This window comes from Bradyrhizobium sp. B025, from assembly GCF_042257955.1.
GTDB classification, from domain to species: domain Bacteria; phylum Pseudomonadota; class Alphaproteobacteria; order Rhizobiales; family Xanthobacteraceae; genus Bradyrhizobium; species Bradyrhizobium diazoefficiens.
Window position 1 is genome coordinate 1,475,875 of record NZ_CP170150.1, and the last position, 24,832, is coordinate 1,500,706.

The following is a 24,832-nucleotide window of genomic DNA, read 5'->3' on the forward strand; positions in this document are numbered from 1 at the left end:
CTTGCTACTGGCTCGAGCATGGTATTTGCCATCGTTCCTCCTCCACGGATCCGCTCATGCCGAGCTGTATCGCGGGCGCCGAAAGGGGAGCGGTTGGGGCCTCACGCCGTTACAATGGGCCGAATATTTCCACCACAATCACCACAATCACGAGGAGAGTGGTCGCAAAGGCCATGATGACCATTCCGCTGCCCGCAGGTAGGAGGCTGAGAGGCGAGGCGATAGGATTGCAGATCGACGGCATCACACGGGGCGGGAGATTGAGCCTCTCAGTGCTATCGAAGATATAGCTAGTCGGGCGTCGGGACTCACGGACCACACATCCAAAGCTGGGTTGCATCCCCGCGGAATTGTCAGCCAGCTGGTCCCGACCGGGGTTGTCCGGCGGCTGCCCGGGAACGAGCGGCGTTTGGCTGTAGTAGGGACCACCATGCTTGGAGCTCGGTGCCACCTCGCGCAGAGCAGTCTGCCTGACAAATGCGGAACTTGCGCCAGCGGCCACATTCATGGCTTTTGCAACTCCAGATGCAAGCAGAATCAAAGCCAAGTCGAACAAGATCAATCGGATCAGCCTCATTGGGGCTCCGAAGATAGCTGCTGCGGCCGCGTTCTTTGCGGCAACTCCTGCTCCTATGCAGCAATTTACGTGCCGGCAAAGTGCGGTCTTTTGGGGCCGCTTATTTCATAGTGAAACTCGCATAAACCCAAGCCAGCGAGTGCAATCGCGCATCGTATTGTCGAGTTTCAACGTAGGCGTCGCAAATCGGCCAAGCAGGACGTGCAATGCGATTAGCTTTTGGGGTCGGCAACTGCGCTGGCAGCCTTACGCCATGACGCTCGTCGCTGTACAAGCTTCGGCGCACCGCTGGTCTCGTCCGGGACGAACAAGAGCACTCTCATAGGGCCACCATTCATCGTCCGACCAAAGCTTGCTCGGTGATTGGGGCACCTTCGTCGCCACGTGAAGGAAGGGAGGCGCGCGTTCCCGGTGCGCGATGGTGTATCCCAGGCTTCGAAGCGATGAATTGAGCGGCTGACGATGTTTGCTACGACTTCAATAGTCGGTGTTGCTGATCGTGGGCCGCGGGCCTGTTCGGCGCAATCACAACGCACTCCACAGTGCCAGCCTTTTCATCGGCAGCAAGCGGGATCACGCCCTCCTTACGTGTGTGGTCGAATATAAGTCCATCCTTGACGAGACGATCATGCGCCGCCCGGAAGGATGCTGATCGCACATTTCTCACAGATAAAATAACGTTACAGCCGAAATAGTCGACGCCTAGCAGCCGGACGGCAATGTCGTGTAACACCGAGCCGCCACCCCAGCGGCCGTTCGCTTCATTGAACAGCAACCGCCCGTCTTGTGCGAAAATGGCGTCGATGTTGATCATTCCGCGATACCCCAGGTCTCGCGCGAGTGCCACAAAACGGTAGGCATGGGCCTGGGCAGCTAACAATTGCTCTTCCTCCAAGTCGCTTGGAAGCTCAAGTCCCGTCCGGATCAGAGCTCTTTCGGATCGGTCTGCGCTTTTACGCAGACGTATGCTTCCACTATTGACAAAAGCGATTGATGCATCATCCTGGATTGTATACTCGAGATAGAATAAAGATCGGGCCAAGTGGTACGATTCCACGACCAGCGTCTTACACGAGGCTGTTGTCATCTCAGACCACAATGCTTCGGGATCAAACGACGGCCACGAAACCCACCGAGTATCTCTGGCTCCAGGTAGCGGATCGCTCTTATTGCTGGTCAGGATGACGTTTCCAACTCCACCAGCTCCATTATCCAACTTTACAATGACCGTGCCGGTCTCGGATTTGAGGGAGGTGACGGCTTTGAACAGTCCATTTGGGTCTGTCGCGACTGATCCATGGGGGAGCGGAAGTGCAACGCTTGTTGCCAATTGACGGAAGTGGCTCTTGCGATTCAACAGATCAGGCCCGCGCTGCAAAGCGAAGTCGTCACCGGTCTTCGGTATGCCTAGAATGGCCGCCAAGCGTGCGACGCCTTCAGTAGAGTAGCAGGGATACAATTGCCAGTCTGATTTCTGGCGAATATGTCTTTTGAGCCGCTCGACAACAGTTTTGGACAGTAACGTACAATCATCGAGGATTGTCGATTGGCGGCTCGCAGGTACAAGCAGGCGAAGAGCCGATGAATGGAAATTGAGCGTTCCGCCAATGAAGGATAACAGATCGGCCGGGATCACTACCGGAGAGACTATCAGGTCGCCCTCCTGAGCAAACCACGCTGAACGAAATGCCGAGTTGGCGGCCAGCGAAAGTTGAGCTTTTGTTAGGTGGGCGCCCGACATCTGAGGCGTACCGGCATTCATAATCAGGATTCGCGGCATTCTCGACCTCCGGACATCTGGTCGTGATCAGGATGGGATCGTCATGGCAACCACGAAGTCGTTGCCATGCCGTGGCAAGGCTCTGGGAGAGGGGAGAATTTGCGCCATCTCGATGTCACCTGCGATGCAGCGGGAGAGAACGGCCCGCCTCGAATCTGCCGATCTCAATTTATGGCTCGGCCGCGTATGAAATGATCTCGCAGAGCCCGATAAACGGGCTCTGACCAAACATGGGCGATCAGCGCTTGCGCCTCGATCCGGCAGTCGCCGCCGCTTGGTCACATAAGCGGCGGGTGCGTCTTCCCATCGAGCAACGGCTCGACCGACCAGCATTCGGCTACATTTGGATGTTCCGTAAGCACTCGCTCTATTCTTGCTGGAAAGATATTCTCGCTTGAAATAATCGAGAGTTGTTTTGCCGCGGTGAAGCGGAATAGATCCATCGGCCTCGCAGTGTCCATTGTCGCCGGCGAGGCTGGGGATCTCGAGTCGGGCTCCTCTCATGGCTCTCCAAGGCGCGAGCGATCCGCTCAATGTATCGATTGAGGATGACATAGCTGGACGGCTTCCGTTCGAAATGAATCGCGGTCTTGTCAAAGGTATAGGTAGCGCTTCCCTCGGCCGGGGTGGAAAAATTCAGCTTGCTATTCATGCGTGTCAGGTCCGCGCATTCTGTTTGCGCCACCCGCAACGGCCCCCCAAATCCTGACGAGGCCCCGGTCATATGCTTCGGCTGGCGCTTGTACAGGCTGTGCTCACACGGTCTTGGCGGAAGCCTTCTTTTAATGGCTGTCATGGGGTGCGAACGATGGATATCGCTCGAGGGAAATCTGCCGATCGATCGATCACTCCGCTCTGCTCAGCTGCGGTGTGCATCTTCCGGTAATGATCGGCACACCACGAAGAGGTCTTCTTGCCGCGTTTTTGATATACAGGCTCGCCGCACATATAGGCCGCTCTCATATCTCCATCTTTGAAACCGATGATGCAACGGCACTGGCCTTCAACATGATGAACTAACAGGACCTTCTTAAGGCCATCGCGGTCTTTCAACTTGCTGCTCCAGCCTGCCAAACAATTTCTTCCGATGCCGCGCTGGTCACGCGGAGTCGCCCGCGCGGGCCACTCGTCGAAACCCGCGCGGGCTCACCATCTGCCAAACCTTGCACGGTCGAAACGCCTTGCCAGGTGCGGAAAGGAGCTTGAAGGTGGCGGGTTCGGCGAACTGAGTTTTGTGCGTTGCTGCGCGAGACGAGCAGCTTCAGGAAGCGGGCGCCACCTAAGCGCTTCCGATAGACTTCCACGTCGATCAATTCTGACCTTATCGGCTCCCGTGGCGAAGTGGCCGCCGGCGGCCATATTGTCAGGATCAGAAATGCCGAACCATTTAGAGCTACGTGCGAGCTCTGGCGCCGCGATCGGAACTCGCTGCACAGCCCTCCCGAGCGAGGGACTATAGACAATGAGGAGCATGACCGGCCATCGGTCAGCGGATATGACCAGCTGAGGCATTCGCAGTCCCTCACACGATAGGTGCCACGCCCGAGAGCGTACGATTTAACGTTACGTCAGATTCAAGCCCCTTTTTTGCGGCCTATGAAAACGTGACCAAGGTAATGCTGGCCCAAGCAGTCCCCCAAGGGGCTATCGCGAACATGTAGCGCCGCCGTGAGGGGGGCGAGCCCCAGTTAATGAGGGCCATTGAGGAGAGATCCAGCGAACGCGTCGGCGGCGTACCCAACGCACGTCGCCGCTCGCTTCCGGCGAAATTTGGAGTTGCTCAGGGGGCGTATGCGGGAATCACCATCGGCGGTCAGTCTGAGAAGGCGAGATATCGAAGCCAAGCTTGGCAAGTGTTTTTGGCGTTTGCGTAAAGCGCCACGCTGGCCTGCCAGTCTCTCGGCATGTAGGCGGCAACGGCGCACCTAATGCGCTCTCAGCAGAACACGTCGTTTTGCCTCGAAAAGATGCTCATCCAGGGTATCGTGCAGCGCACGCCGCAGCTCTGGCGGGATGGAGCTATCTGTATCGATCAATTCCCGAAACTTCCGGATGATGTGTTCTATTGTTGCGATCGTTCCCAGTGTTTCCATCCTCTGCCAGGGCATCATCCATTGTCTCCTTTGGCGCGTAACGCACGTTGCGCCGCGGGTCCTCACCTCAGCAACCGGGCCGAGAACAGCCTCTAGTCGGCAAAGGGGTGGCTGTCGGACACCTGCTCAGCGCGAGTTGTTTCGTCAGCGGCGCTCACTCAAATTCCGCAGAAGTGGCGCGCATTTGCAGCTGCAATATTCTTGCGCACGTAAGCTGCACTCTTGATCGCATTAGTCGAGCCTCAGCCAGCTCAGCTTTAGGCGTTTGAAACCGCAATCAAGCGAGTCAGCCGGGCGGCTGCAGCGCCGTGATCAAGTGATTCTTGGCCAAGTGCCACGCCTTGCTGTAGGTTCGAGGCACGACCGGCCACCACCAGTGCCGCCGCCGCGTTCAAAAGTGCGGCATCACGAAAAGGGCCTGGGAGGCCGTCGAGCACTTTCTCTAACGCAATGGCATGAGACTCGCAATCACAGCTCTCCAGCGCATCGGCGCGGTAGCGGGGGAGCCCGGCTTCTTCCGGCGTCACTTCGAACGTGCGGACTGTACCGGCCTCGACCGCAGCAACAAAGCTTGTCCCGGCGAGGGATATTTCATCGAGCCCGTCCGAGCCATGAACAACCCATACCGAATCGGCACCCAGGTTCTTCAAGACGTACGCCAATGGCTGCACCCATTTGCGAGCGAAAACTCCAAGGATCTGCCGCTTGACGCCGGCCGGATTAGACAAAGCCTCGATTAGATTGAACATTGTGTGGGTTCCAAGCACGCTTCGGATCTGGCTGATGCGCTGCATCGCAGGATAGCCGGCTGACGCAAACATGAAGCCAATGCCGGCTTCGTGCACACAACGTGCGATCGCATCAGGCTTGAGATCGACCTTTACGCCTAGACTCGCCAACACGTCTGCGGTGCTTGAACGCAAAGTCGCAGCGCGGTTAACATACTTGGCGACAGGAACGCCGGCCCCGGCGACGATGAAGGAAGCGCACGTCGATACGTTGAGCGGACGCATCGCCCCGTCGCTCGCACCAGTGATATCGATGGGGTCGCATTGCATTTCCACCTTGGGCATTAAATTCCGCATTGCGGACGCGGCGCCGGTGACTTCTTCGACTGTTTCGCCGCGGACTCTCATCCCAATCAACAAGCCACCGATCTGCGAGGGAGTTGCGTCACCCGACATCATGCTGTCGAACGCTGACGCAGCCTCCTCGCGCGTCAGTATGGCGCCCGTGGCAACTTTCGCGATGATCGACTTGAGCGGTTCCATCGAACTGTGCACGTCCCTTGTCCAATCTGAGCTGCGACCGTTCAGCCAGACGTCTTTGCAGCCGAGTGCCTTGTTGCAGCTGCCTGTCTATTCGCACTCGCTATGCCGCACTTGTCCAACAGGCGGCCGACAGATGAAACGTGAGCATCTGTGGCGACGCTACAACCTGACGCTACGTGAGGGTCAAGCCCTCTCCATTCGATGGTGCCCTAGATAGGACGCCGGCGGCTGGTCAGAGGACTGCAGTCGCTTGATACCAGAACAATAGCGTCGTCTCGAGCCTGCTTGCCGGCGATATTAGGAGGGTCACAAGGCTTTTGGCTTCCGGCGCCGCCGTGGCGGGGGCCGCCGGTTAACCTTCGTGCGATGTGCTGCACGTGAGCTGGGACGACTTCTGGTAAGGAGCCGGGCGGACAAGTCGTAGCACCTTCACTTCGATCTGCTGCTCTGATTGCCGATGTCCCGCCCGGAGATCACGTATCGGCATTGCTGACTGAGGCGATCTTGCTTGGATCTGAGGCAGACAGTGATAGCAAAGCGATCTGGTATATGACTACTACAAAGGCGTAACACGTCTTCCATACAGGCCTCTTTCTCCTCTGCGGTCGGCGCTTGATCAAGCGCGTTGGCTGGCGCGAGCATGACCGTTGTCATTGCCAGGCCAAGAGCGATGGCGCCGTAGCGAAGTCCGAGGTCCGAAGCCAACTTAGTTCGTTGTTTCTGAATCATAACATTCCTTCAATTCGGGTGGGGTGACGTTTTGTTCTTGCTGTGTGCGGAGCGCATCATCTGCCAACCGGAAAGCTGCGGATCTGCTTAGCTGGCTGTCGGCAAGCTCGTTATTCTACTTTGCGGTTCTCATTGTACGGAGCCCGTCATCCGCCGGGAATGACATTCGATGAATCGGGGGTAGGCCTGCACCGGATGGTGTTAGGCTCTCTATTTCGTCGTCCTGGGCTAGCGTACATATTTGAAGCATTCGCAAATGTCGTGATGTCAGGAATCCCCTGGCTCTCAGTGGTGATCCCCACTTGTCCCAACTCGTACAATCTAACGATGCATGCGATTCAAAGTCTCTTCATAAGACCGATGGTCTAAAGCTGTCGGGGGCTGTGGACTAGGGATCGACCGCTTCGGCAGCCGAGCCACGAGCGTCGCTCCTACGTGATGATACGGAGCGTAGGTGTCGCAATTGTTTGATCTACGAATTGCATGCTCTCGGCATGAATCCGAAAAGCAAACTCTACCAACCCGATCACTGGCGAGGCCGCGCGCAAGCAACGCGAAAGAAGGCGGCAGCGCTCGTTGACGGGAAAGCAAAAGACAGGTTGCTTAAGATTGCCTTCGAATACGACAAGTTAGCGCAGCGCGCCCTCGTGTGGCGGATGCGCAAAAATGAGGACGATACGTGGCCTGAGCAAGAGCTGTAAGCGCTGCTACGGCCAATCAAGGCTTCAGCCTTTTGAACTATACCCAACCCAAGGGCGAGGCTGATATCGCTCAACAAGCAAGTCAATCCCGCCTGCTCCGAGCGTTGCGGGAGCGAGGAGCGAGGCGGCCGGGCCGTCCTATGCCATAGGACGTGAGGGCGGAGCCGGCCGCTTGCCCAACGTTCCTTCAGGTCTCTTTGCTTCGTCAGCTTCTCGAAAGCTAGCTTTCACATAACGGTAATGCGGAGTACCAGTTCTCACTTGCAGTCAATCCGTTGCGCCTAACGAGGAAGCCCGGATGCCACCTGCGCGGTACGTCGAGCTGCTACTGGTCATTTTTGGCACTTAGCCGCGGCCGCAACGGCATATCAGTGTCTTTCATTTCAGACATCTGGGTTATGCGTCGGAATTCCTATTGCGGTCGCCGGAACAGCGCACTCTAAATCCAGGTCGCAGCGCGAATTGCGCGCCGGCATCAGGTTATTCGCAGCCGTGGCGGCTGCAGCATGCGATAGGCCCTAGAAGCCTCGCGCGGTCGCCATGCACGGGAGGCTGTCAGAAGAAGGCTGTGATGACCAAGTAGATTCCAGCCCAAAGCACCGCATTTATGAGAAGTGCGACGAGGAGCTCCCAGTTCCACCTTCTCTGCGGTTGCAAGGAGGGACGATCGGCGCCGAAATGCTTGATCATTGGGGGCTTTGTTGCGCGCGAATGTACGTCTCATTGCGCTGAGCGCCGGCCAACAGAAATATGCCAAGCTTTGCATGCCTCCTATCACTCATAAGCTAGCAGTCCTCTCTTCATAGGGCGGTAGGAGAAACGATGTTCGTTGCGTCGCGACCACTCGGCCGATTGATTGCTCGTGTATCTTCGGAACGGCAAGGTCGCGTTCGGCCCACGCAGCAAGCTACATGCCAGAAGGTAGAACTGTCGGCAGCGCCTTTCATTTGATGGGTTGGTCAAACGGAGCCGCTGCGCGACGTCGGAGTCGCGACATTCCTGTCGGAAACAAAACCCGCATTACCGTGTGCAACGAACACCGGCGGCGACGCCGGTGATGCTGTGTTGAAGATGGGAGTTTGGCCTCCCGGAGCCGGCCTTCAGGGGCAGGCTTCAAACCACCTCATGCTGCCGCGTTCAAAAGGCGCGGTGGTGAGCGATGAGGAAAAAGGCGGTGAATGAAACCGTCAGGTAAGTGACAAGAAGATGAGTGCAAGCGAACCGCCGATGACGTATCGAAATGGGTTCAAGATGCTGTCAAGACGGGCGTGGGGTAGTAGCGCTCGGAGGAGTGTGGGCGGAGCCTGTTTACGGCCCACGCGGCAGCCGGTGCATAGGCGGCATGATCTCGTCACAGGCTTCAACACGGAACGTCGGAACCTGACGCAATGCGTCAGGGGCGGAGCAACCCGTAATAGTGAGGAAGCGGCTGTAATGGCCGTGGAGCAAAGGGGTTGCGTTATCCTGCCGGCGTCACTGCGCCAACCGGGAAGACCGGGAGGAGCACGGTGAACTCCGGCAAACCGTTGCCCATCACCAAGCGGATGGTGTGGGAAGCCTATAAGCTTGTGAAGAAGGGAAAGGCGGCGGGCGTCGATGGCCAGAGTCTCGAAGACTTTGCCGGCGATCTTGAGAACCACCGCTACCGGCTGTGGAATCGGTTGGTGTCAGGAAGTTACTTCCCGCCACCAGTGCGGCGGGTCGAGATTCCTAAGGCCGGCGGTGGGATTCGTCCTCTTGGCATACCGACGGTCGCGGACCGTATCGCCCAGATGGTGGTCAAACGGTGTCTGGAGCCGGTGTTGGATGGAGAATTTGATCCGGACTCCTACGGCTACAGGCCCGGAAAATCGGCCCATCAGGCCATAGAGCAGGCGCGTAAGCGGTGCTGGCAGCACGACTGGGTCGTAGATCTCGACATCAAGAGCTTTTTCGACACGATCGATCATGAACTCTTGATGCGCGCGGTCTATCGACACACGAAAGCTGACTGGATCCGGCTCTACATTGAGCGGTGGCTTAAGGCTCCGGTCGAGATGCCCGATGGATCGGTTCGGGCGAGGACGACAGGCAGGTCTCAAGGGGGTGTGGTCAGTCCAATCCTGGCAAACTTGTTCCTGCACTACGTGTTCGATGTTTGGATGAAGGGGTCTTATCCCCACATTCCGTTCGAACGCTACGCCGACGACATCATCTGCCATTGCCGCACGCGGCAGGAAGCGGAGGAACTCAAATCGGCGCTGGAACGACGGTTTGCTGACTGCCATTTATTGCTGCATCCGGAGAAGACTAAAGTGGTCTACTGCGCTGACAGCAATCGACGGCGGTCCTACCCGCAGATCCATTTTGACTTCCTGGGCTTTAGCTTCCGCCCCCGTATGGCGAAGAACCGGTGGGGCAGGATCTTCACCTGCTTCCTTCCGGGCGTGAGTCCGAACTCTCTCAAGGAGATGAGGGCTCGCATTCGAGGATGGCGCTTGCCTCAGCACTCGCCGCTTCCGCTTGAAGACATCGCGCGTAGTCTCAGCCCCGTCCTTCGGGGCTGGGATCAATACTACGGGCGATTCTACCCGACGGAACTGCGTAGGCTCTATGAGTACTTCGATGAGCGCCTCGGCGCGTGGCTTCGGTGCAAGTACAAGCAACTGAAGGGCCATCGGGGACGGTCGTTGCGGAAACTCAACGAGATGGCGAAGCAAAATCCAAAGCTCTTTGTCCATTGGCAAAAGCTTGGACGGGCTACGGTTGGATAACAGGAGCCGGATGATGCGAGAGTATCACGTCCGGATCTGTGAGCGGCCGAGGGTGAAACTCCCTCGGCCTACTCGACAGCAAAAGGTGAGCGCCTCGCGAGCGTCATGCCGTATGACCTTGCCCCGTGGACTTAATCCAGATTGAAGTTCGCTCTGGCCGATATGAGGACCAGAGCATGAAGCGCAGCCGCTTTACGGAAGAGCAGATCATCGGGATTTTGAAGGAGTACGAAGCTGGCGTGTCGGTTGCCGATCTGTGCCGGAAGCACGGCGTCAGCGATGCCAGCATCTACAAATGGAAAGCCAAGTTTGGCGGGATGGAGGTCTCGGAGGCCAAGCGGCTGAGGACGCTGGAGGATGAGAACACGCGGCTGAAGCGGCTTTTGGCCGATCGTGGACGCCCACGGGATGAGCGAACGGCGGGCGTGTAAAGCCATCGGCTGTTGCCGCATGACCATCAGATATCGGACGACCCGGGCGGACGACGCGGCCCTACGCCAACGCATGAGAGCGATTGCCGAGGTGCGCCGTCGCTTCGGCTATCGGCGCCTGCATGTTCTGCTCAGGCGGGAGGGCTATCTGGTCAACCACAAGAAACTGTTCCGGCTCTACCGGGAAGAGAGGCTCGCGGTCCGTCGCCGTGGTGGCCGCAAGCGGGCGCTCGGGACCAGGGCGCCGATGGTGGTGCCGATAGCGCCGAATGACCGCTGGTCGCTCGACTTCGTCTCGGACCAGCTCACCGATGGCCGCCGCTTCCGCATCCTGACCGTGGTCGACGAGTGCACGCGCGAATGCCTGGCGTTGGTGGCCGACACCTCACTCTCCGGCACCCGTGTGGCGCGGGAGCTGGACCGGCTGATGATTGAGCGCGGCAAGCCCAAAATGGTGGTCAGCGACAACGGCATCGAATTGACCAGCAACGCCATCCTGACATGGGCCGACCAGAGCCGTGTCGACTGGCATTACATCGCGCCCCGCAAGCCGACGCAGAATGCCTTCATCGAAAGCTTCAATGGCTGTCTCCGAGACGAATTGTTGAACGAGACGCTGTTCACGTCGCTGGCCCAGGCCCGCGTCGAACTCGGACATTGGCGGGCCGACTACAACGATACGCGACCTCACTCGCAACTCGGATGGAAAACACCATCGGAGTTTGCCTTCACCTGCAACCCGCGACGGGATCTGGCGCTGCGCTATGCCGATGGCTCCGCGCCAGCTCCCGCCGCTGCCACCGCCCAACCGAGCAAATCCAACAGCCGGGGCGAACTCAGGACCGGATAAAACTTGATGTGGTGGAACGGCCCGCTCCAACAGCATCAAAGTGCTAGAACGTGGTCGTTGTTCGAACGCCACAAAGGAGGGACCGTTCCGTGAAACAGGTTATCACCATCGGGCTGGATCTGGCCAAGCACGTTTTCCAGGTTCACGGGGCGGATGCCGAGGGCTCACCCGTGTTCAACCGGAAGCTACGGCGCAGCGAAGTTCTGCGTTTCTTTGAGAAGCTGCCAGCATGCCTGGTGGGGATGGAAGCATGCGGTAGCGCCCACTATTGGGCGCGCGAGATCGCAGCTCTCGGTCATGAGGTCCGGCTCATTCCGCCGGCTTATGTCAAACCCTTCGTCAAGCGTGGCAAGACGGATTCGGCGGACGCTGAGGCCATCAGCGAAGCGGTGACCCGAAAGACCATGCGCTTCGTGCCGATTAAGACGGCTGAGCAACAGGCTGCCGCGATGGTGCTGAAGACCCCGCGCTCTTCTAGTGCGGCAGCGAACGCAATCGGTCAACGCGTTGCGCGCGCATCTGGCAGAATTGGGGATCATCGCCACCGCCGGCCTGGCAAAGGTTGAGGCGCTGGTCGCAATCATACGGGATGAGACAGATGCACGCCTGCCCGCAGCAGCGCGCTTCGCGCTGATGGCTATTGCCGACGAGATTGAAGCTTCAGCCGACCAGATCGAGAGGCTCGAGCGCGCAATCGTCGCGGAGGCCAAGCACGACGAAGGACATGCGTCGGTTGACCACGATCCCTGGCGTCGGCGCCATTACGGCGGCGACCATCAAAGCGCTTGTGCCGGATCCCGGCGGGTTCAAGTCGGCTCGCCACTTTGCCGCCTGGCTGGGATTGACGCCGCGGCCTCATTCAAGCGGAGGCAAAGAGCGGTTGGGACGAATATCGAAGATGGGAAATCCAGAACTCCGCTCTATCCTCGTTGTCGGGGCAACGGCCGTCTTGCGGCTTGTCCGAAACGACGTTCGGGCGCGGCCGTGGCTGAAGGCGCTTCTCGCCAGACGCCCCTTCAAGGTTGCCGCCGTCGCGCAGGCCAATAAGACGGCGCGGATCATCTGGGCGCTCCTGGACAAGGGTGAAATTTATCGGCGTCCCGACCCATTGGCGATTGCCGCGGTGACGCAGTGACCGCCAAAACGATCTGACCGGCGCAGGCCGGCAGAGGGCGAGGTGCAACAACAGGCGATGAACCCATGGGACGAAATCCCGAAACGAGTGAAGCTACTGCCCCCAATGCGCTCAAGCGCGTAAACTTGATTTAGCTCCTCGTTCCGCGGATCTCATCGAGGCCAGCGGCCATATTGTGCCGCGCGCAAAGGCCGGACATATGACCGCACCGTTCCAATGTGTGAAATCGACTGAAAAAGCTCTTGCCTCGCGGGCCGTTCCACATATGGGGGCAAGGTCACGTAGCCAACGCGTTAAGGGCCGCATCTTAGTGAGGCCTATAAATCGAGCGATATTTGCAGTGGCAGCCAATGAGATCGGTTAATCATTGTTCCTGACCGTTAGCTGACGATCGAGGTCGCAGCGGTCCGCTGGATGTGCCAGCTAAGAAGTGCATTCCAGACGTCTGCGGCTATGTACGAGCCGATTTGGACGCCATAAAACTGAATGGTTTTCACATAATTGACGCATTAGGACTGTTCAGCCTTTGCGAGAAGGCCGCAAGGGATCAAGTACACTCCCGCAGAAGCAGCAATGTCGCCCGGAGCTATCTGGTGCGGCAACTGCGAGCATCATGAAGTCTGGATTCCGCCGCCAATAGGAGAGCATGGCATGATGAGGGACAATTCATTGAAGACGAGATGAGGCCTCAAGAGCCGCCGACTTCGCATGCTCAAGCGTGATGTGCGCTCTGCCGGCGATGAGCAGTGAATGCCTGGCACCGATCAAGACTGCTTCGCCGCGGAGAGGCTCAATGGCGGACTTACATAAGTAGCGGGAAGATTCGATCGGCGGGTCGCCTAACTCAACGTACAGATCGTGCCGCCGCCCGTCCTCAGGCAACCGGCGGCACCGAGCGCAATTCGAGCACCAGAGGCATAACTAGAGGAGCGTGAGTGATGATAGACATCTACCGCTTTTGCGGATGGTGCGTTGTAGAGTGGTTCAGGAAAGCTGGGCCGAGAATCGCGGAGGTTGACTTGTTGCGCGACAACGTCCTCTACGTAGAGTTCAGGGCTATCCGAGAGGCAAAGGAGCGGGCGTGCGAGCGCAGGTGGTAGACAAGCTGGAGGCGGGCCGGGTGCAGCATGGCCGGTTCGCGACTGCTCCGGGATCAGGCCCTTGCGGTCTCTTCTTTGTGCAGGGGCCTTGCGGGTGTGAACTAAAGATAAGTGCATTTGTCCGTCCTGGGTGGGAGCATGTCGCTGTTTCGACACCGCGGCGTTGTCCAAACTGGGAGGAGATGTGCTTTGTCAAAGACATGTTCTGGGATGAAGAAGAGTGCGTCATGCAACTGCATCCGCCACATTCGCGTTATGTGAATAACAGCCGATATTGCCTTCATTTGTGGAGACCCATTTATCGAGACATTCCGATGCCGTCTCCGAGCTTCGTAGGCGTCGTTGGATTGAGTCCCTCAGATGCGGCAACGTTGTTCGCGCGGATGAGCGCGACAGCATGACGGACTGAGTTTACAATATCCGAGCACAAGGTGAGGCCGAGCGGGTGCACAAGCACCGGTTCGGCGTCCCGATGAGAAGCGGGTGTATGTCAGGCTCGCTCGGCCGTTGCGGCGTGCAAGGCGGGCTGAGATGAAATGCCGCTGTCAAACAGGAGCAGCCTCAGAGCGAACAACAGCATCTCGCTCGCTGATAGCCGATCACGGGGCGAACTGGGGACGCGAATTGCGCGCTCTTTGGAGGCGAAGTTTTGGGCGCCGGGCGGCGCGGCACGATGAGGGTGAGATCGATCTCAAGCCCACGACCGAGCCTGGTTTGGTGAAGGCATCGTCTAACGCAGCCATCATCCTGACTGAAGCTGAAATTACACGAGCGCGACCTCTTTCACTGTGCAAGAGTCACTAGCTGGTCGGCCACCGCCTCACACCTGCAGCAGCGCCCGGAAGCTGGGACTGTCGCACAGCCAATTTGCCATGACGGCGATAGCTTCCCTAAGCTTGTGTGGTGGCCAGCTCCTCGTCAGTTTGCCGCGATATCGGTCGCAGGCAAGATGTGAGCAGCGCGCCCTCTGAGGAGACGCACGCGGAAGAAGCCGGTGAACCAGCATGTATAATCGAGTCGATGGCGAATACGCACATACTGAGCAAGCTGAGGAATCGAGTTGGCCCGCAGACGGTAGCGAATGTGCCCAAACACTCACCGAAATCGCGCGGCTGGAGAGCCTGGCGCCCGGCGAATTGTTCGATAGAATGGGGCTCTGCTTCAGCAAGCCGCATACCTCAGATGCAATCGATGATAGTTCAAACACCTCGGGCCTCAGCACATCCTCTCTGTCCTCCAGCTCCGAGTTATCCGTTGCCACTAGCCCTGTCCGTCCTCTGTTCGATTACAGGACGGCGGAATTGCCCCAAGCCAATGTCAGTGGAATCTGTGTTGGATTGGCCGCGGAGTGGCTCCTTGATCTCCCAAGCAGCGCTTCCTCCCGAATGGGGGTTCTGCTCCCGGGCACGGAAAATCACCGCTCGGCGGCAAGACGGCAGGAACAGTCTGAAAAGCTTAAGACTCAATTGAAAGAGGATAAGGCGGAAGGGTCTCACAATTTCCAGGCAAAAAGCACAATCTTGCGTGACGCCGGCCTAGAACCATCTGCTGAAGAGACGCGATATAGGTTTGGTACATCTTCGTGCATCGACAAGATCGTAAACGAGCTTGCGCAGGATCCATCCGTCCATTTGGTCAGCTTGAAATTCGTCCAACCTGGCGCCGGCACCCACACGATTGCAACGGCAACGTCGAATGGAACGACGATCCTCTCTGATCCTAACTATGGCGAATTTACTGTTCCGTCAGATCGGGTCGGAGGGTTGTTTAAGAGTCTTGCCGAGCGCTATAGCACCCTGAACAAACGTGATATTTCGGCGGTCGTCACACAAAGGATCAGGTATGGGCATCCCAATGCAACGGACCTTGCCCTATTCCCGCGCGCGGAACCTCATCGGTAGACACGAGGCAGCCGCATCGCCCGCCTTGTTTCACCCGCCGCGGTTTCTGTGGATGTTCAATCGATGCTCTCGATGGAAGTTCTCTGGAAGTAGTGCAGAGAGGGGAATGTTTAGCGACATAGGTTCGCCGGTCACTGAGGTTTGTGAGCCCCGCGCCATCGCGTGTCAGAGCAATCGCCTGCGCTTCCTCTCAGGCCGGACCGGCGGCCCGTTAGGCTAACCTCCTCGTAGGGTTGCGTTACCCGACGCCCAATCGCGCTCAGGGGGCCGGTCGGCAACCAAGCATCCACAGAGTCGGCACTAGCTGGAGCCGATCTGCTTCGGAATCACCGCCAGCCGCTTTTATAGTGAGCTCACCAACCAAATAGCTGCTGCCGGGGGCATCGGCTTGCCGTCGCACCGGCGCCTCAAAGCCAGTCATCGCTCGCCACGAGCTCCGCGACAATCCGCCTTCTCTCGTCGCTGGACTTGATTGACGGCTTCGGTGAGGACCTCATCCGCGATCTGACTCAGTGATATTGCAGCGCTGTGTTGTTCCAAGCTTCTCAATGGAATTGTGCGCCGAGCTGGAGCACTCTTTCACGGATTAAAGTGCCGAATAGTGCGAGTGACATCGCGAAGTTTGGACGAGGAGTTCCTGCGCGGAGCGCTCGCATGGGGGGTATTTAGCTAATTCGGATGACCGGCGCCCGGTAGCGTGGATCCGATTACGCGGGAAGCAGCGGGGGCGCTGGTCGGGTGGATGGATCAGACGCTGTCTCTGCCGCGCATGCGCGACTGGTTGAAGTTAGCAGGAGCGTGACTCGGCGCCGAAATCCCCACGCATACTCGGGGCGAGCGCTGTCCCTACCACGCGCCGCTAACTTCAAGAGTCATTGTACACCGAATAGCTGTCCAAAAGCTGACGAACCCGACGGCATGCATCCGGCGAGAGCGCCTGCGCGGGTTCATGCCCTGCTGCCTAGCACCCAGCCATCTGCCTAGTGGACGACCAACGTAAAATATCGTTAGCATAGACACATTCCATCCCCTCAGCGCGTCGTGCCGGACGCGGTCCTGTCGCCGCCAAGGAACGGTCACAAGCAAGTTGAGCCGGGGCCTGCCGCCGCGCACATGGATAGGCCGATAGGCCCATGGGCTGTATTCTTCGTCGACTGGCAGGCTACAGACCGCTCGCTGCAAAAAACCCTGACATTATCGCCAGGGTTTTGCATGCCATCGAGAATTTAAGGAGGCCGATCAGAAGTCCATACCGCCCATGCCGGGGGCCGCAGGCATTGCTGGACCAGCCGTAGCCTTCTTCGGCAGCTCGGCAACCATCGCTTCCGTCGTGATCAGCAGCCCGGCCACCGAAGAGGCGTTCTGGACCGCGATGCGCACGACCTTGGCCGGGTCAATGATACCCTTGGAAACGAGGTTGCTGTACTCGCCTGTCTGGGCGTCGAAACCAAAAGAGTACTGCTCGTTGTCGAGGACCTTGCCGACTACGATCGAACCGTCCTCGCCGGCGTTGATTGCGATCTGGCGGGCCGGCCAGGACAGCGCCTTACGCACAATCTCGACGCCGGTCTTCTGGTCGTCGTTCTCGGTGCGCAGACCCTTGAGCTGCTCGGAGGCACGGAGCAGGGCGACGCCGCCACCCGGGACGATGCCTTCCTCGACTGCCGCGCGGGTCGCATGCATCGCGTCATCGACGCGATCCTTGCGCTCCTTCACCTCGACCTCGGTCGCGCCGCCGACGCGGATCACCGCGACGCCGCCTGCGAGCTTGGCGAGACGCTCCTGGAGCTTCTCACGGTCGTAGTCCGAGGTGGTCTCCTCGATCTGCGCCTTGATCTGGGCCACGCGCGCCTCGATGTCGGCCTTCTTGCCGGCGCCGTTGACGATCGTGGTGTTCTCCTTGTCGATCATCACCTTCTTGGCGCGACCGAGCATGTTGAGCGTGACGTTCTCGAGCTTGATGCCGAGATCTTCCGAGATCGCCTGGCCGCCGGTCAGGATCGCGATGTCCTGCAGCATGGCCTTGCGGCGATCGCCGAAGCCCGGAGCCTTGACGGCCGCGACCTTCAAGCCGCCACGGAGACGGTTCACGACCAGGGTCGCGAGCGCTTCGCCTTCGACGTCCTCGGCGACGATGACCAGCGGCTTGCCGGTCTGCACCACGGCCTCGAGCAGCGGCAGCAGCTCGTTCAGCGAGGAGAGCTTCTTCTCGTTGATGAGGATGTAGGCGTCGTCCATCTCAACGCGCATCTTGTCGGCGTTGGTGACGAAGTAGGGCGAGATGTAGCCGCGGTCGAACTGCATGCCCTCGACGACGTCGAGCTCGGTCTCGAGCGATTTGGCTTCCTCGACGGTGATGACACCCTCGTTGCCGACCTTCTTCACCGCGTCGGCGAGGAATTTGCCGATCTCCTGGTCGCCGTTAGCCGAAATTGCGCCGACCTGGGCGATCTCCTCATTCGAGGTGACCTTCTTGGAGTTCTTCTGAAGGTCCGCAACCACAGCCTCGACCGCAAGGTCGATACCGCGCTTGAGGTCCATCGGGTTCATGCCGGCGGCAACCGACTTGGCGCCTTCTCGCACAATCGCAGCGGCCAGGACGGTCGCGGTGGTGGTACCGTCGCCAGCAGCATCCGCAGCCTTCGAAGCGACCTCACGCACCATCTGGGCACCCATGTTCTCGAACTTGTCGTCGAGCTCGATCTCCTTGGCGACTGCAACGCCGTCCTTGGTAATTCGAGGTGCGCCGAACGACTTGTCGAGCACGACGTTGCGGCCTTTTGGACCGAGCGTGACCTGCACGGCGTTGGCGAGAATGTCGACACCGCGCAGCATACGGTCCCGCGCGTCTACTCCGAACTTCACTTCTTTGGCTGACATACAAAATTCCTTCAGTCCCTATTAATTCATCCTTTGGCGCGCCCGATGGGCTCTCCTCAGGAGGGGTGAGCTGCGAGCTGTGAATTAGGCGGCTTTCTTCTTGGAGAAGACATCGGTGAGAACACCCATCACGTCGCTCTCCTTCATAATCAACAGGTCTTGCCCATCGATCTTGACCTCGGTGCCGGACCACTTGCCAAACAGCACGCGATCACCGACTTCGATGTCGATCGGAATTAGCTTGCCGCTATCATCGCGGCCTCCCGGGCCAACTGCAACGACTTCGCCCTGCGATGGCTTTTCCTTGGCAGTGTCGGGGATGATGATGCCGCCGGCGGTCTTCTCTTCTGCGTCGATGCGCTTGACCACGACGCGGTCGTGAAGCGGACGGAATTTCATAGAGGTCTCCTGAGCGTGTGAACAAGTTGAAGTTAGGCACAATGTGACAAGCAGCCCGTAGCAAGAGTCAGGCCAGAAATGCGCTAAGCGATCTGCCCTTCCAGTACTGCTGAAGCATTCAGCGGCTGCGATTGTGTTGTCCAGAAGCAAACGCGCAGAGGTGCACCAGCCCGCCCGGCTGTCGTGAAAATGACATTGCGTTTCTTCGAATACTGCATTGATCCCGGGAAGACTTCAACGTTGCTCCGGTGGTCGTTGAACAGGTCGAAAGGCCTCGCGTGTTGGCGGCGGTGCTGGCATTGCACATGATTGCCTGACGGCACCATCTAGCAGCTGTGGCGGGCAAAGCGTGCGGTCCACAAACGGTGTCCAGCGGCGGTGCTCAAACCCTACTGACTTCACCCTGGTCATCGTGCCGGCAGCACTTGAAGAAATTTGCGCGCGCCGCGAAAGCTTGATTGCGCCGGACATCGCGCACCGCGGTGCTTTCACCGGCCGCGTTCCTCGCCGGCGATTCCGCGGAAGAGATTGACGGGAGCTACTATCTGAGATGGCGGCCATCAGCCGACAGCGCACATTTTTGCGCAATTGTCATCGAGATGAGGGGCTGTTGCTATGCATAAGGGGCCACTCTGCTCGGCACGTGCCATAGATCATATCCGGCAGGTGGCGCTTGAACGAAAGCGTTCTTTCGGCCGGCGAAAAGCCAGGACGGCGATCTAACTCACTGAGGCCGCATTTTCCGGCGATAGGGTCGAGATTGCATCGCGAGGTGCTCGATAGATTCCCTCTACTTGATGTCGATGGCATCCAAACAGCTGTCGAGGATCGAAGGGATTGGCGGATATAAGAGCAATATACCTTGATATACGTTGTGCAGCTGCTTCCGGCGTGTGATCGGCTTCCAAGTCGAAATTCATCCGATCTCCGCGCACCATGGAAGAGCATCTGTGTCATCCGTAGAAGTACATCAGCACATCGTCTCACTTCTGCAGAAGCCGAATCCCGTCATCCTGGATATTGGCTGCAATGATGGGACTGATACGCAAAAGTTCCTCGAGCTGTGCCCGCAACCCGAGCTTTACTGCTTTGAGCCCGACCCCCGAGCGATCGCGCGCTTCAAGAAGAAGCTCGGTCCATCCCTCAATAAGGTGAAGCTGCTAGAAATCGCCATCAGCGACCGAAACGGGACGATCGACTTCCATCCGAGTAATGCAGATGGGGATGCGAAAGATTGGGACCTGTCCGGCTCAATACGCCGCCCAAAGAACCATCTTACCGAGTATGATTGGGTCCGGTTTGATCGGCCTGTCTCGGTTGAAACACGGCGGCTGGACGACTGGTGCAGCGAAGCCAAATTGGACGGAGTCGATTTCATCTGGATGGACGTTCAGGGAGCCGAAGCCGACGTTATCGCCGGCGGCATGCGGACCTTGAGCAACACGCGCTTCATCTACACCGAATATAGTGATCGCGAGCTCTACGAAGGGCAGTTGAGCCTGCAAGCCATTCTTAGCTCATTGCCATCATTTGAAGTGGCGGCTCACTATCCGCGCGCAGTGGAAGGTGATGTATTGCTCAGGAATACGCGTGTCTAGCAGCTACTCAGATCTAGCGTCTCATTCATGCAGCGCCTGATCAGCGTACTCTGTGATGGCCGTAGCTGCACAACGGTGATCGTCAAGGCGGGCGGCTATCGTTAGCCCGATTGGTGTGCGGTTTCGAGCCGGCGTGAACGCCAGCCGGTCCATAGGGAGCGGCCAGCGCCATGGTAGTCAGCGGGTCCATCCGATCCTGAGGAGCTAAGGCCGTGGTGCCGTGGCGATCGAACAGCCGATGTAGCAGCAAGGCGTTCGCACATTCATGACGTCGCTTCGTCGGTTCCGCTCTACCGGCAGTCGCCAGGATCTACTGCCGATCACGCCAAACCATCGCGCGGCCTCATCGGCGCGCCCCAAACCGGTCTAGCTTGCTAATGTCACTCCATCCCAACGGCAGAGGGCTGGCTGTATTGGAGGGCTGACATGGGTCTCTTCAGCCGGAAGATGGCCGGTTAGGCGATGCGCGATCTCATGCGGCCGCAGCGTCTCTTCCGCGCCGTCGATGCCGATCCGCCAGCCGCGGCCAAGAGCCAGATTGATCCATCATTCCGATGGAGGTGCACGGTACGCTTCACATCAATGTCGTACTGCCCTTGCCAGTGTCGGCGTGCCGCATCGATAAGCGCAAGGTTGAGTGCCAGGATATTGCGCCGTGCAGTGCTGCACGGTGCGCCCAGGCGGCACAGCCCGTGAGAGTCGAGCCCCGTCGCTCGGTGATTTGGAAAGTTCGTGGGTTGCCGTTGCGCAGAAATTCAGGTCGATCCCGCTCGGCAATCCATTCGCGTGGCCTGTGGTTTGCCCGCGCCTGATCCCTTTACTTCATGGAAAGCCGGGCTGTATTGCAGTTCCGAGCAGGGCGAGGCCAGCACTCTGAAGCGTTCCCTCGTTTAAAGCTGCGTGCTGGGCAACCACGAAGCTGTCGCACATGGCGCGTGCTAGGTTGCTGCTGGTATAGAGCGCCTCAGTTCCAGCAAGACCGCTCGAGATCCTGCAGACCTCAGCGCCCTGCCGCGCGGCGTTCGTCGCGGCGAGCCGCACTTGCATCGTGGTGCTCAGATTTACCCCGCCCGTGAGCGCTTGCTTCCACAGCTCTTCCGTGGCCTCGTAAAAGAAGGAACGAGCGGAACGTAGCATAGATTCGGCTTTGGCGATTTCAAGTTGGACATAGCCGCGCTCAGCCATCACGGGCGCTCCAGTGATCGAGGCGCGGCTTCCGGCCATGGCGATCACCTCGTCTATTGCGGCTCGCGCAATCCCGATGCCGACGACCGCATGCGCCTGCGCAGCGAAAGCGACGGACGGATAACGATAGATCGGCCCATCAAGTGTTGCCGGACCGCCGCGGATCAAGGTCCATTGCTCTGGCACAATGACGTCGCTGACGACAACGTCGTGGCTTCCGGTGCCTCGTAGTCCGATGACGTCCCAATTGGGCCGGATTGTCACCTTCTCTGCCGGAATCACCGCTACACGCGGGAGGTCTCCGGCCGGATCGTCTTCCAGTTTTATACCAACTCCTATCAAATCCGCCCCGGGCGAGCCGCTAGCGAATGGCCACACGCCGTTCACGACAAATCCGCCGGCGCATCGCCTGGCGGGCTGGAGCGGGAAGAGCGCACCCGCCAATACGACGTCAGGTCCATTGGCGTACACTTTTCGAAGCGTGTCGTCCGGAAGAGCAGCGAGGTAGCGAGCTCCATCCCCGAAGCTGGCGACCCAACCGGCGGATCCGTCGGCCTCGGAGATGCGCTCGATCTGGCGGCAAAATTCGGCTGGTGTTCGCTCCTCGCCGCCGAATCGCTTCGCGACCATAGCCCGATAGATACCGATGCGCCTGAAGCCGTCGATGATCTCTTTTGGAATTTCCTGCGCGGGGCCAAACTCGTTGCGACGCGCACGGATCTCGACAAGTAGCGGCGACAGATTATCCCAGGTCGCAGCCGCGGTGTGGGATACAGGACATTGCTTTTCGGGTGAAGCGTTCATAGATCGTCCTCCGCGTCTTGTGCCGACCATGGTCGTGCGTCAGCCATTGACTGCGCACGGGGCGAAGCTGGGTGATACGATACCGGCTGGAGGACATTCTCAGAGCTGTCGCAGTTGATATCGCTTGCATGAGATTGCGCACGGTAGCTTCCCAATTTAAGGGCCGGGAAGCCAGACTGAGATGTAGCTGTTGCCGTTGCATGGAGGCTGGCCGGCAAAACAGCCGGTAGACGGCGGCGCGACATCGGCCCGTGGTTGCCGGGCTGGATCTCCGGCGGCTGGTCGGGGGGGCATGCGATGTCATGTCTTCTCCATGGACGTGTGCTCATACGTCGGACAAGCCGGGTCGAGCCAAGTTTGGAGTTCCTGAGCTATGCTCGGGAGGGCGCTCAAGCCTGCGACTTAGTTTTCCATCGTCTCAGCAATCGGCGTGCCATTAAGCATGTCTGCCGGCCTTGTCCGAATCTCGCGAGATCATTCCGCCGCGCCGTGCCACACATGCTCGTGTCTTCGTGTATACTTTCCGCCAATGTCATTGACTCAACAAGCCGCAAGCAAACCGACAGAAGCGGACCTCGATCGCCGACCGGCCAGATTCAACGTTAGTGCCAAAATTAAGACCCGCTCCGATCTCCCGATGCTACCAACAGCCCAATAGCTGTTCGTGCGACTGCGGGGAGCGCCTGGTTAGAAGCGGACCTCCAGACAGCTGGTGTTCAGCAAACGCACGGAGCTCAAGACGCTGAATTACGCGATCAAATCTGTTCGAGGCACTGCAAGAGTACCCGGCTCATGCAAGCAAAGACAAGGCGCGCTTCGAAGAGGCCCCGGGGAGCTTAGGAGGCTCGTTGCAGCACACGAGCCGTCTACCTTCTGTCCTACAGGACGCAAGAAATTCGGGCAGAATTCTGACCTGTCGACCTCTTTTGCAGCCGCCGGCGCCTCCCTCTTCGGCGGTTTTCCAATGCTGAGATTTTGGCCGAGCTTGCCAAATTCGCGCAGCATGCCTGCGCCACGAGCGTTACGACTGATGAGGGATCCACGTTCTGAAGCTAGTCTTCTGTTTCCTACTGAGCGACGCCGTGGTTGAAGAGCTTGCTTGCCAAATCTATCGGGTGTTAGATGATTTCTGGCTGGCAGACGCGGTGCGCAACATTTGAATCATTGTTCTGGTATTCGCCTGGGCGGACAAATCTGGCACAACTTACTGTGTCCGCAGCGACTAACAACCTGATGGGTTTCGCGTACACGCTATGCAATTTGCGAGCTGCCAGTTTCGTCTCGTGTCGAACTCGTTATGGAGGACGGATAGTAAATTGTCCAAAGCGGGCGGGTCGCGCGACTGTGTGCAATATCAGGCAGCGCATGCGAGATCGTGGTGAAAACAACCATGCTTTCAACGGCCTTATCATTGCGGGCCGGGTCCTTGGCGGCGAACGAGACTATCATAACGAATGATGGCAGTCCTGCTGGTTGTTCTATGTGATCTGCAGCCCTGGCTGAGCTTGGTGATAAAGCAACACCATTCATGGCGTGCTCGATCGGAGCTAGAAGATCTCAGGATCGTCGCCGGCTCTGGAGTTCACAGCCAGGCAATGCGCTTCATCGCTATCTGCTACCGGAACCACGCTATTGGGTTTGCAACTCAATATGGAGGCATGAACGCTGTCGGACGCGTTAGGTGCGTTTCTTGATGCTCGCCGCGTGTTGCTAACATGAGTAGGTAGAACATGAGGAGAATCAAGACGCCACGCATACCGAAGGACTTCCCGAAGTGATCATTATTATGGAGCGGATGGTATCCGGGGCATTTGTCGCAGACGGTGGACCAAACAGCGGAACGGAAGGGCCGTATCACACGGCAGATGATTCGCCTCGGGTGTGAATGTGCTAGCGTCAGCTGACAATATCGACCTTACCGGTGCCGATCCGATACAGGCCTCCGACGACTTTCAGCCGGTTCTGCTCAACTGCAGCCGTCAGAATCGGGCCCGTCGATCTGAGTTTGTTCACATTGTCGATCACATTTTTTCGGGTTGCGTGGGCGGATATATCGCCGGCTTGCCCTAGAGATGCGTTCACCGCGGGAGCAAGTGCGGTCACCAGGGATGAAATGTGCCCTGGCGGCGGCTTATCTTGATGGAGCGACTTGATCGTAGCGTCTATCGCGCCGCAATGATCGTGGCCTAGTACGAGGATTAGCGGCGTGTTCAGTACTGCGACCGCATATTCCATACTGGCGAGCGTATCATCATTAGCGAAGTTGCCGGCGACGCGGCAGACAAACAGATCACCGAGCCCGCTGTCGAACACAAGTTCGGGCGCCACGCGAGAGTCGGCGCAGCTCAAAACCGCCGCATATGGATTTTGGCCTTCGACCAAAGCCGAACGCTCGCGCCTGAAATCGTCGGCTCGCGATGTACCCTGGACATAACGATCGTTTCCCATCAGCAGCCGCTTCAGGGCAGCATCTGGCGACAGCAGGTTATCTGGCTTGGGCGTGCCTTTTGCTTCCCTTGCATCGGCAATTTTATTGCCGAATCGTAGGAAAACTGTCGAAGCAGCAAACAACAACAGCGAACGGCGCGAACGCGCAGTGCTGGTTAAATGGTTCATATTTGGAGAATTGGCTGCATGCATGTGTC

At 58.4% G+C, this 24,832-nt stretch carries 13 protein-coding genes and 2 pseudogenes; 6 read left to right on the top strand and 9 right to left on the bottom strand.

Features of this window, described 5'->3' with window-relative positions:
* Window positions 1-109: 109 nt before the first annotated feature.
* The 5 genes from ACE10W_RS06860 to trpD all read right to left on the bottom strand — a co-directional run bounded on the left by ACE10W_RS06860 (window position 110) and on the right by trpD (window position 5,721).
* Window positions 110-577, bottom strand: coding sequence for a hypothetical protein (locus tag ACE10W_RS06860; RefSeq protein ID WP_018647484.1), 468 nt, complete (start codon window positions 575-577; stop codon window positions 110-112).
* A gap of 469 nt (window positions 578-1,046) precedes the next feature.
* Window positions 1,047-2,357: a peptide ligase PGM1-related protein gene (locus ACE10W_RS06865; RefSeq protein WP_018647485.1), complete on the bottom strand. Its 1,311-nt coding sequence runs from the start codon at window positions 2,355-2,357 to the stop codon at window positions 1,047-1,049.
* Window positions 2,358-3,149: 792 nt separating this feature from the next.
* Entirely contained in the window at window positions 3,150-3,410 is a 261-nt protein-coding gene (locus ACE10W_RS06870; RefSeq protein WP_133415003.1) for a hypothetical protein, read from the bottom strand.
* Window positions 3,411-4,282: 872 nt separating this feature from the next.
* Entirely contained in the window at window positions 4,283-4,468 is a 186-nt protein-coding gene (locus ACE10W_RS06875; protein WP_014497801.1) for a hypothetical protein, read from the bottom strand.
* 239 nt (window positions 4,469-4,707) lie between these two features.
* Complete coding sequence (gene trpD / locus ACE10W_RS06880) at window positions 4,708-5,721, bottom strand: anthranilate phosphoribosyltransferase (protein ID WP_014497800.1); 1,014 nt, start codon at window positions 5,719-5,721, stop codon at window positions 4,708-4,710.
* A gap of 1,196 nt (window positions 5,722-6,917) precedes the next feature.
* On the opposite strand from trpD, the gene ACE10W_RS06885 reads away from it, so the two are divergent.
* The 5 genes and pseudogenes from ACE10W_RS06885 (at window position 6,918) to ACE10W_RS06905 (ending at window position 15,321) form a co-directional block, all read left to right on the top strand.
* A complete protein-coding gene (locus tag ACE10W_RS06885; protein ID WP_014497799.1) occupies window positions 6,918-7,151 on the top strand; it encodes a hypothetical protein in 234 nt (77 codons plus the stop codon).
* Between the two features lie 1,508 nt (window positions 7,152-8,659).
* Window positions 8,660-9,904, top strand: coding sequence for a group II intron reverse transcriptase/maturase (ltrA, locus tag ACE10W_RS06890; protein WP_014497798.1), 1,245 nt, complete (start codon window positions 8,660-8,662; stop codon window positions 9,902-9,904).
* 176 nt (window positions 9,905-10,080) lie between these two features.
* Window positions 10,081-11,185, top strand: a pseudogene (locus tag ACE10W_RS06895) (IS3 family transposase).
* 89 nt (window positions 11,186-11,274) lie between these two features.
* Window positions 11,275-12,320: pseudogene (locus ACE10W_RS06900) on the top strand (IS110 family transposase).
* A gap of 2,104 nt (window positions 12,321-14,424) precedes the next feature.
* A complete protein-coding gene (locus tag ACE10W_RS06905; protein WP_011084854.1) occupies window positions 14,425-15,321 on the top strand; it encodes a YopT-type cysteine protease domain-containing protein in 897 nt (298 codons plus the stop codon).
* A 1,239-nt stretch (window positions 15,322-16,560) separates the two neighbouring features.
* Here ACE10W_RS06905 and groL read toward each other — a convergent pair.
* Both groL and ACE10W_RS06915 read right to left on the bottom strand, forming a co-directional pair.
* Entirely contained in the window at window positions 16,561-18,201 is a 1,641-nt protein-coding gene (groL, locus tag ACE10W_RS06910) for a chaperonin GroEL (RefSeq protein ID WP_014497791.1), read from the bottom strand.
* A gap of 84 nt (window positions 18,202-18,285) precedes the next feature.
* Window positions 18,286-18,600, bottom strand: coding sequence for a co-chaperone GroES (locus ACE10W_RS06915; protein WP_014497790.1), 315 nt, complete (start codon window positions 18,598-18,600; stop codon window positions 18,286-18,288).
* A gap of 950 nt (window positions 18,601-19,550) precedes the next feature.
* Here ACE10W_RS06915 and ACE10W_RS06920 point away from each other — a divergent pair.
* Complete coding sequence (locus tag ACE10W_RS06920; protein WP_011084858.1) at window positions 19,551-20,198, top strand: FkbM family methyltransferase; 648 nt, start codon at window positions 19,551-19,553, stop codon at window positions 20,196-20,198.
* Window positions 20,199-21,020: 822 nt separating this feature from the next.
* Here the strand turns inward: ACE10W_RS06920 and ACE10W_RS06925 are convergent.
* Window positions 21,021-22,187, bottom strand: coding sequence for a flavin-dependent monooxygenase (locus ACE10W_RS06925; protein ID WP_014497789.1), 1,167 nt, complete (start codon window positions 22,185-22,187; stop codon window positions 21,021-21,023).
* Window positions 22,188-24,083: 1,896 nt separating this feature from the next.
* A complete protein-coding gene (locus ACE10W_RS06930; protein WP_026312601.1) occupies window positions 24,084-24,827 on the bottom strand; it encodes a carbonic anhydrase in 744 nt (247 codons plus the stop codon).
* Window positions 24,828-24,832 lie beyond the last annotated feature (5 nt).

Coding starts and splice junctions, on each gene's coding strand:
- ACE10W_RS06860 (WP_018647484.1), bottom strand. CDS start 577: ATGAGGCTGATCCGATTGATCTTGTTCGACTTGGCTTTGATTCTGCTT.
- ACE10W_RS06865 (WP_018647485.1), bottom strand. CDS start 2,357: ATGCCGCGAATCCTGATTATGAATGCCGGTACGCCTCAGATGTCGGGC.
- ACE10W_RS06875 (WP_014497801.1), bottom strand. CDS start 4,468: ATGATGCCCTGGCAGAGGATGGAAACACTGGGAACGATCGCAACAATA.
- trpD (WP_014497800.1), bottom strand. CDS start 5,721: ATGGAACCGCTCAAGTCGATCATCGCGAAAGTTGCCACGGGCGCCATA.
- ACE10W_RS06905 (WP_011084854.1), top strand. CDS start 14,425: ATGTATAATCGAGTCGATGGCGAATACGCACATACTGAGCAAGCTGAG.
- groL (WP_014497791.1), bottom strand. CDS start 18,201: ATGTCAGCCAAAGAAGTGAAGTTCGGAGTAGACGCGCGGGACCGTATG.
- ACE10W_RS06915 (WP_014497790.1), bottom strand. CDS start 18,600: ATGAAATTCCGTCCGCTTCACGACCGCGTCGTGGTCAAGCGCATCGAC.
- ACE10W_RS06925 (WP_014497789.1), bottom strand. CDS start 22,187: ATGAACGCTTCACCCGAAAAGCAATGTCCTGTATCCCACACCGCGGCT.
- ACE10W_RS06930 (WP_026312601.1), bottom strand. CDS start 24,827: ATGCATGCAGCCAATTCTCCAAATATGAACCATTTAACCAGCACTGCG.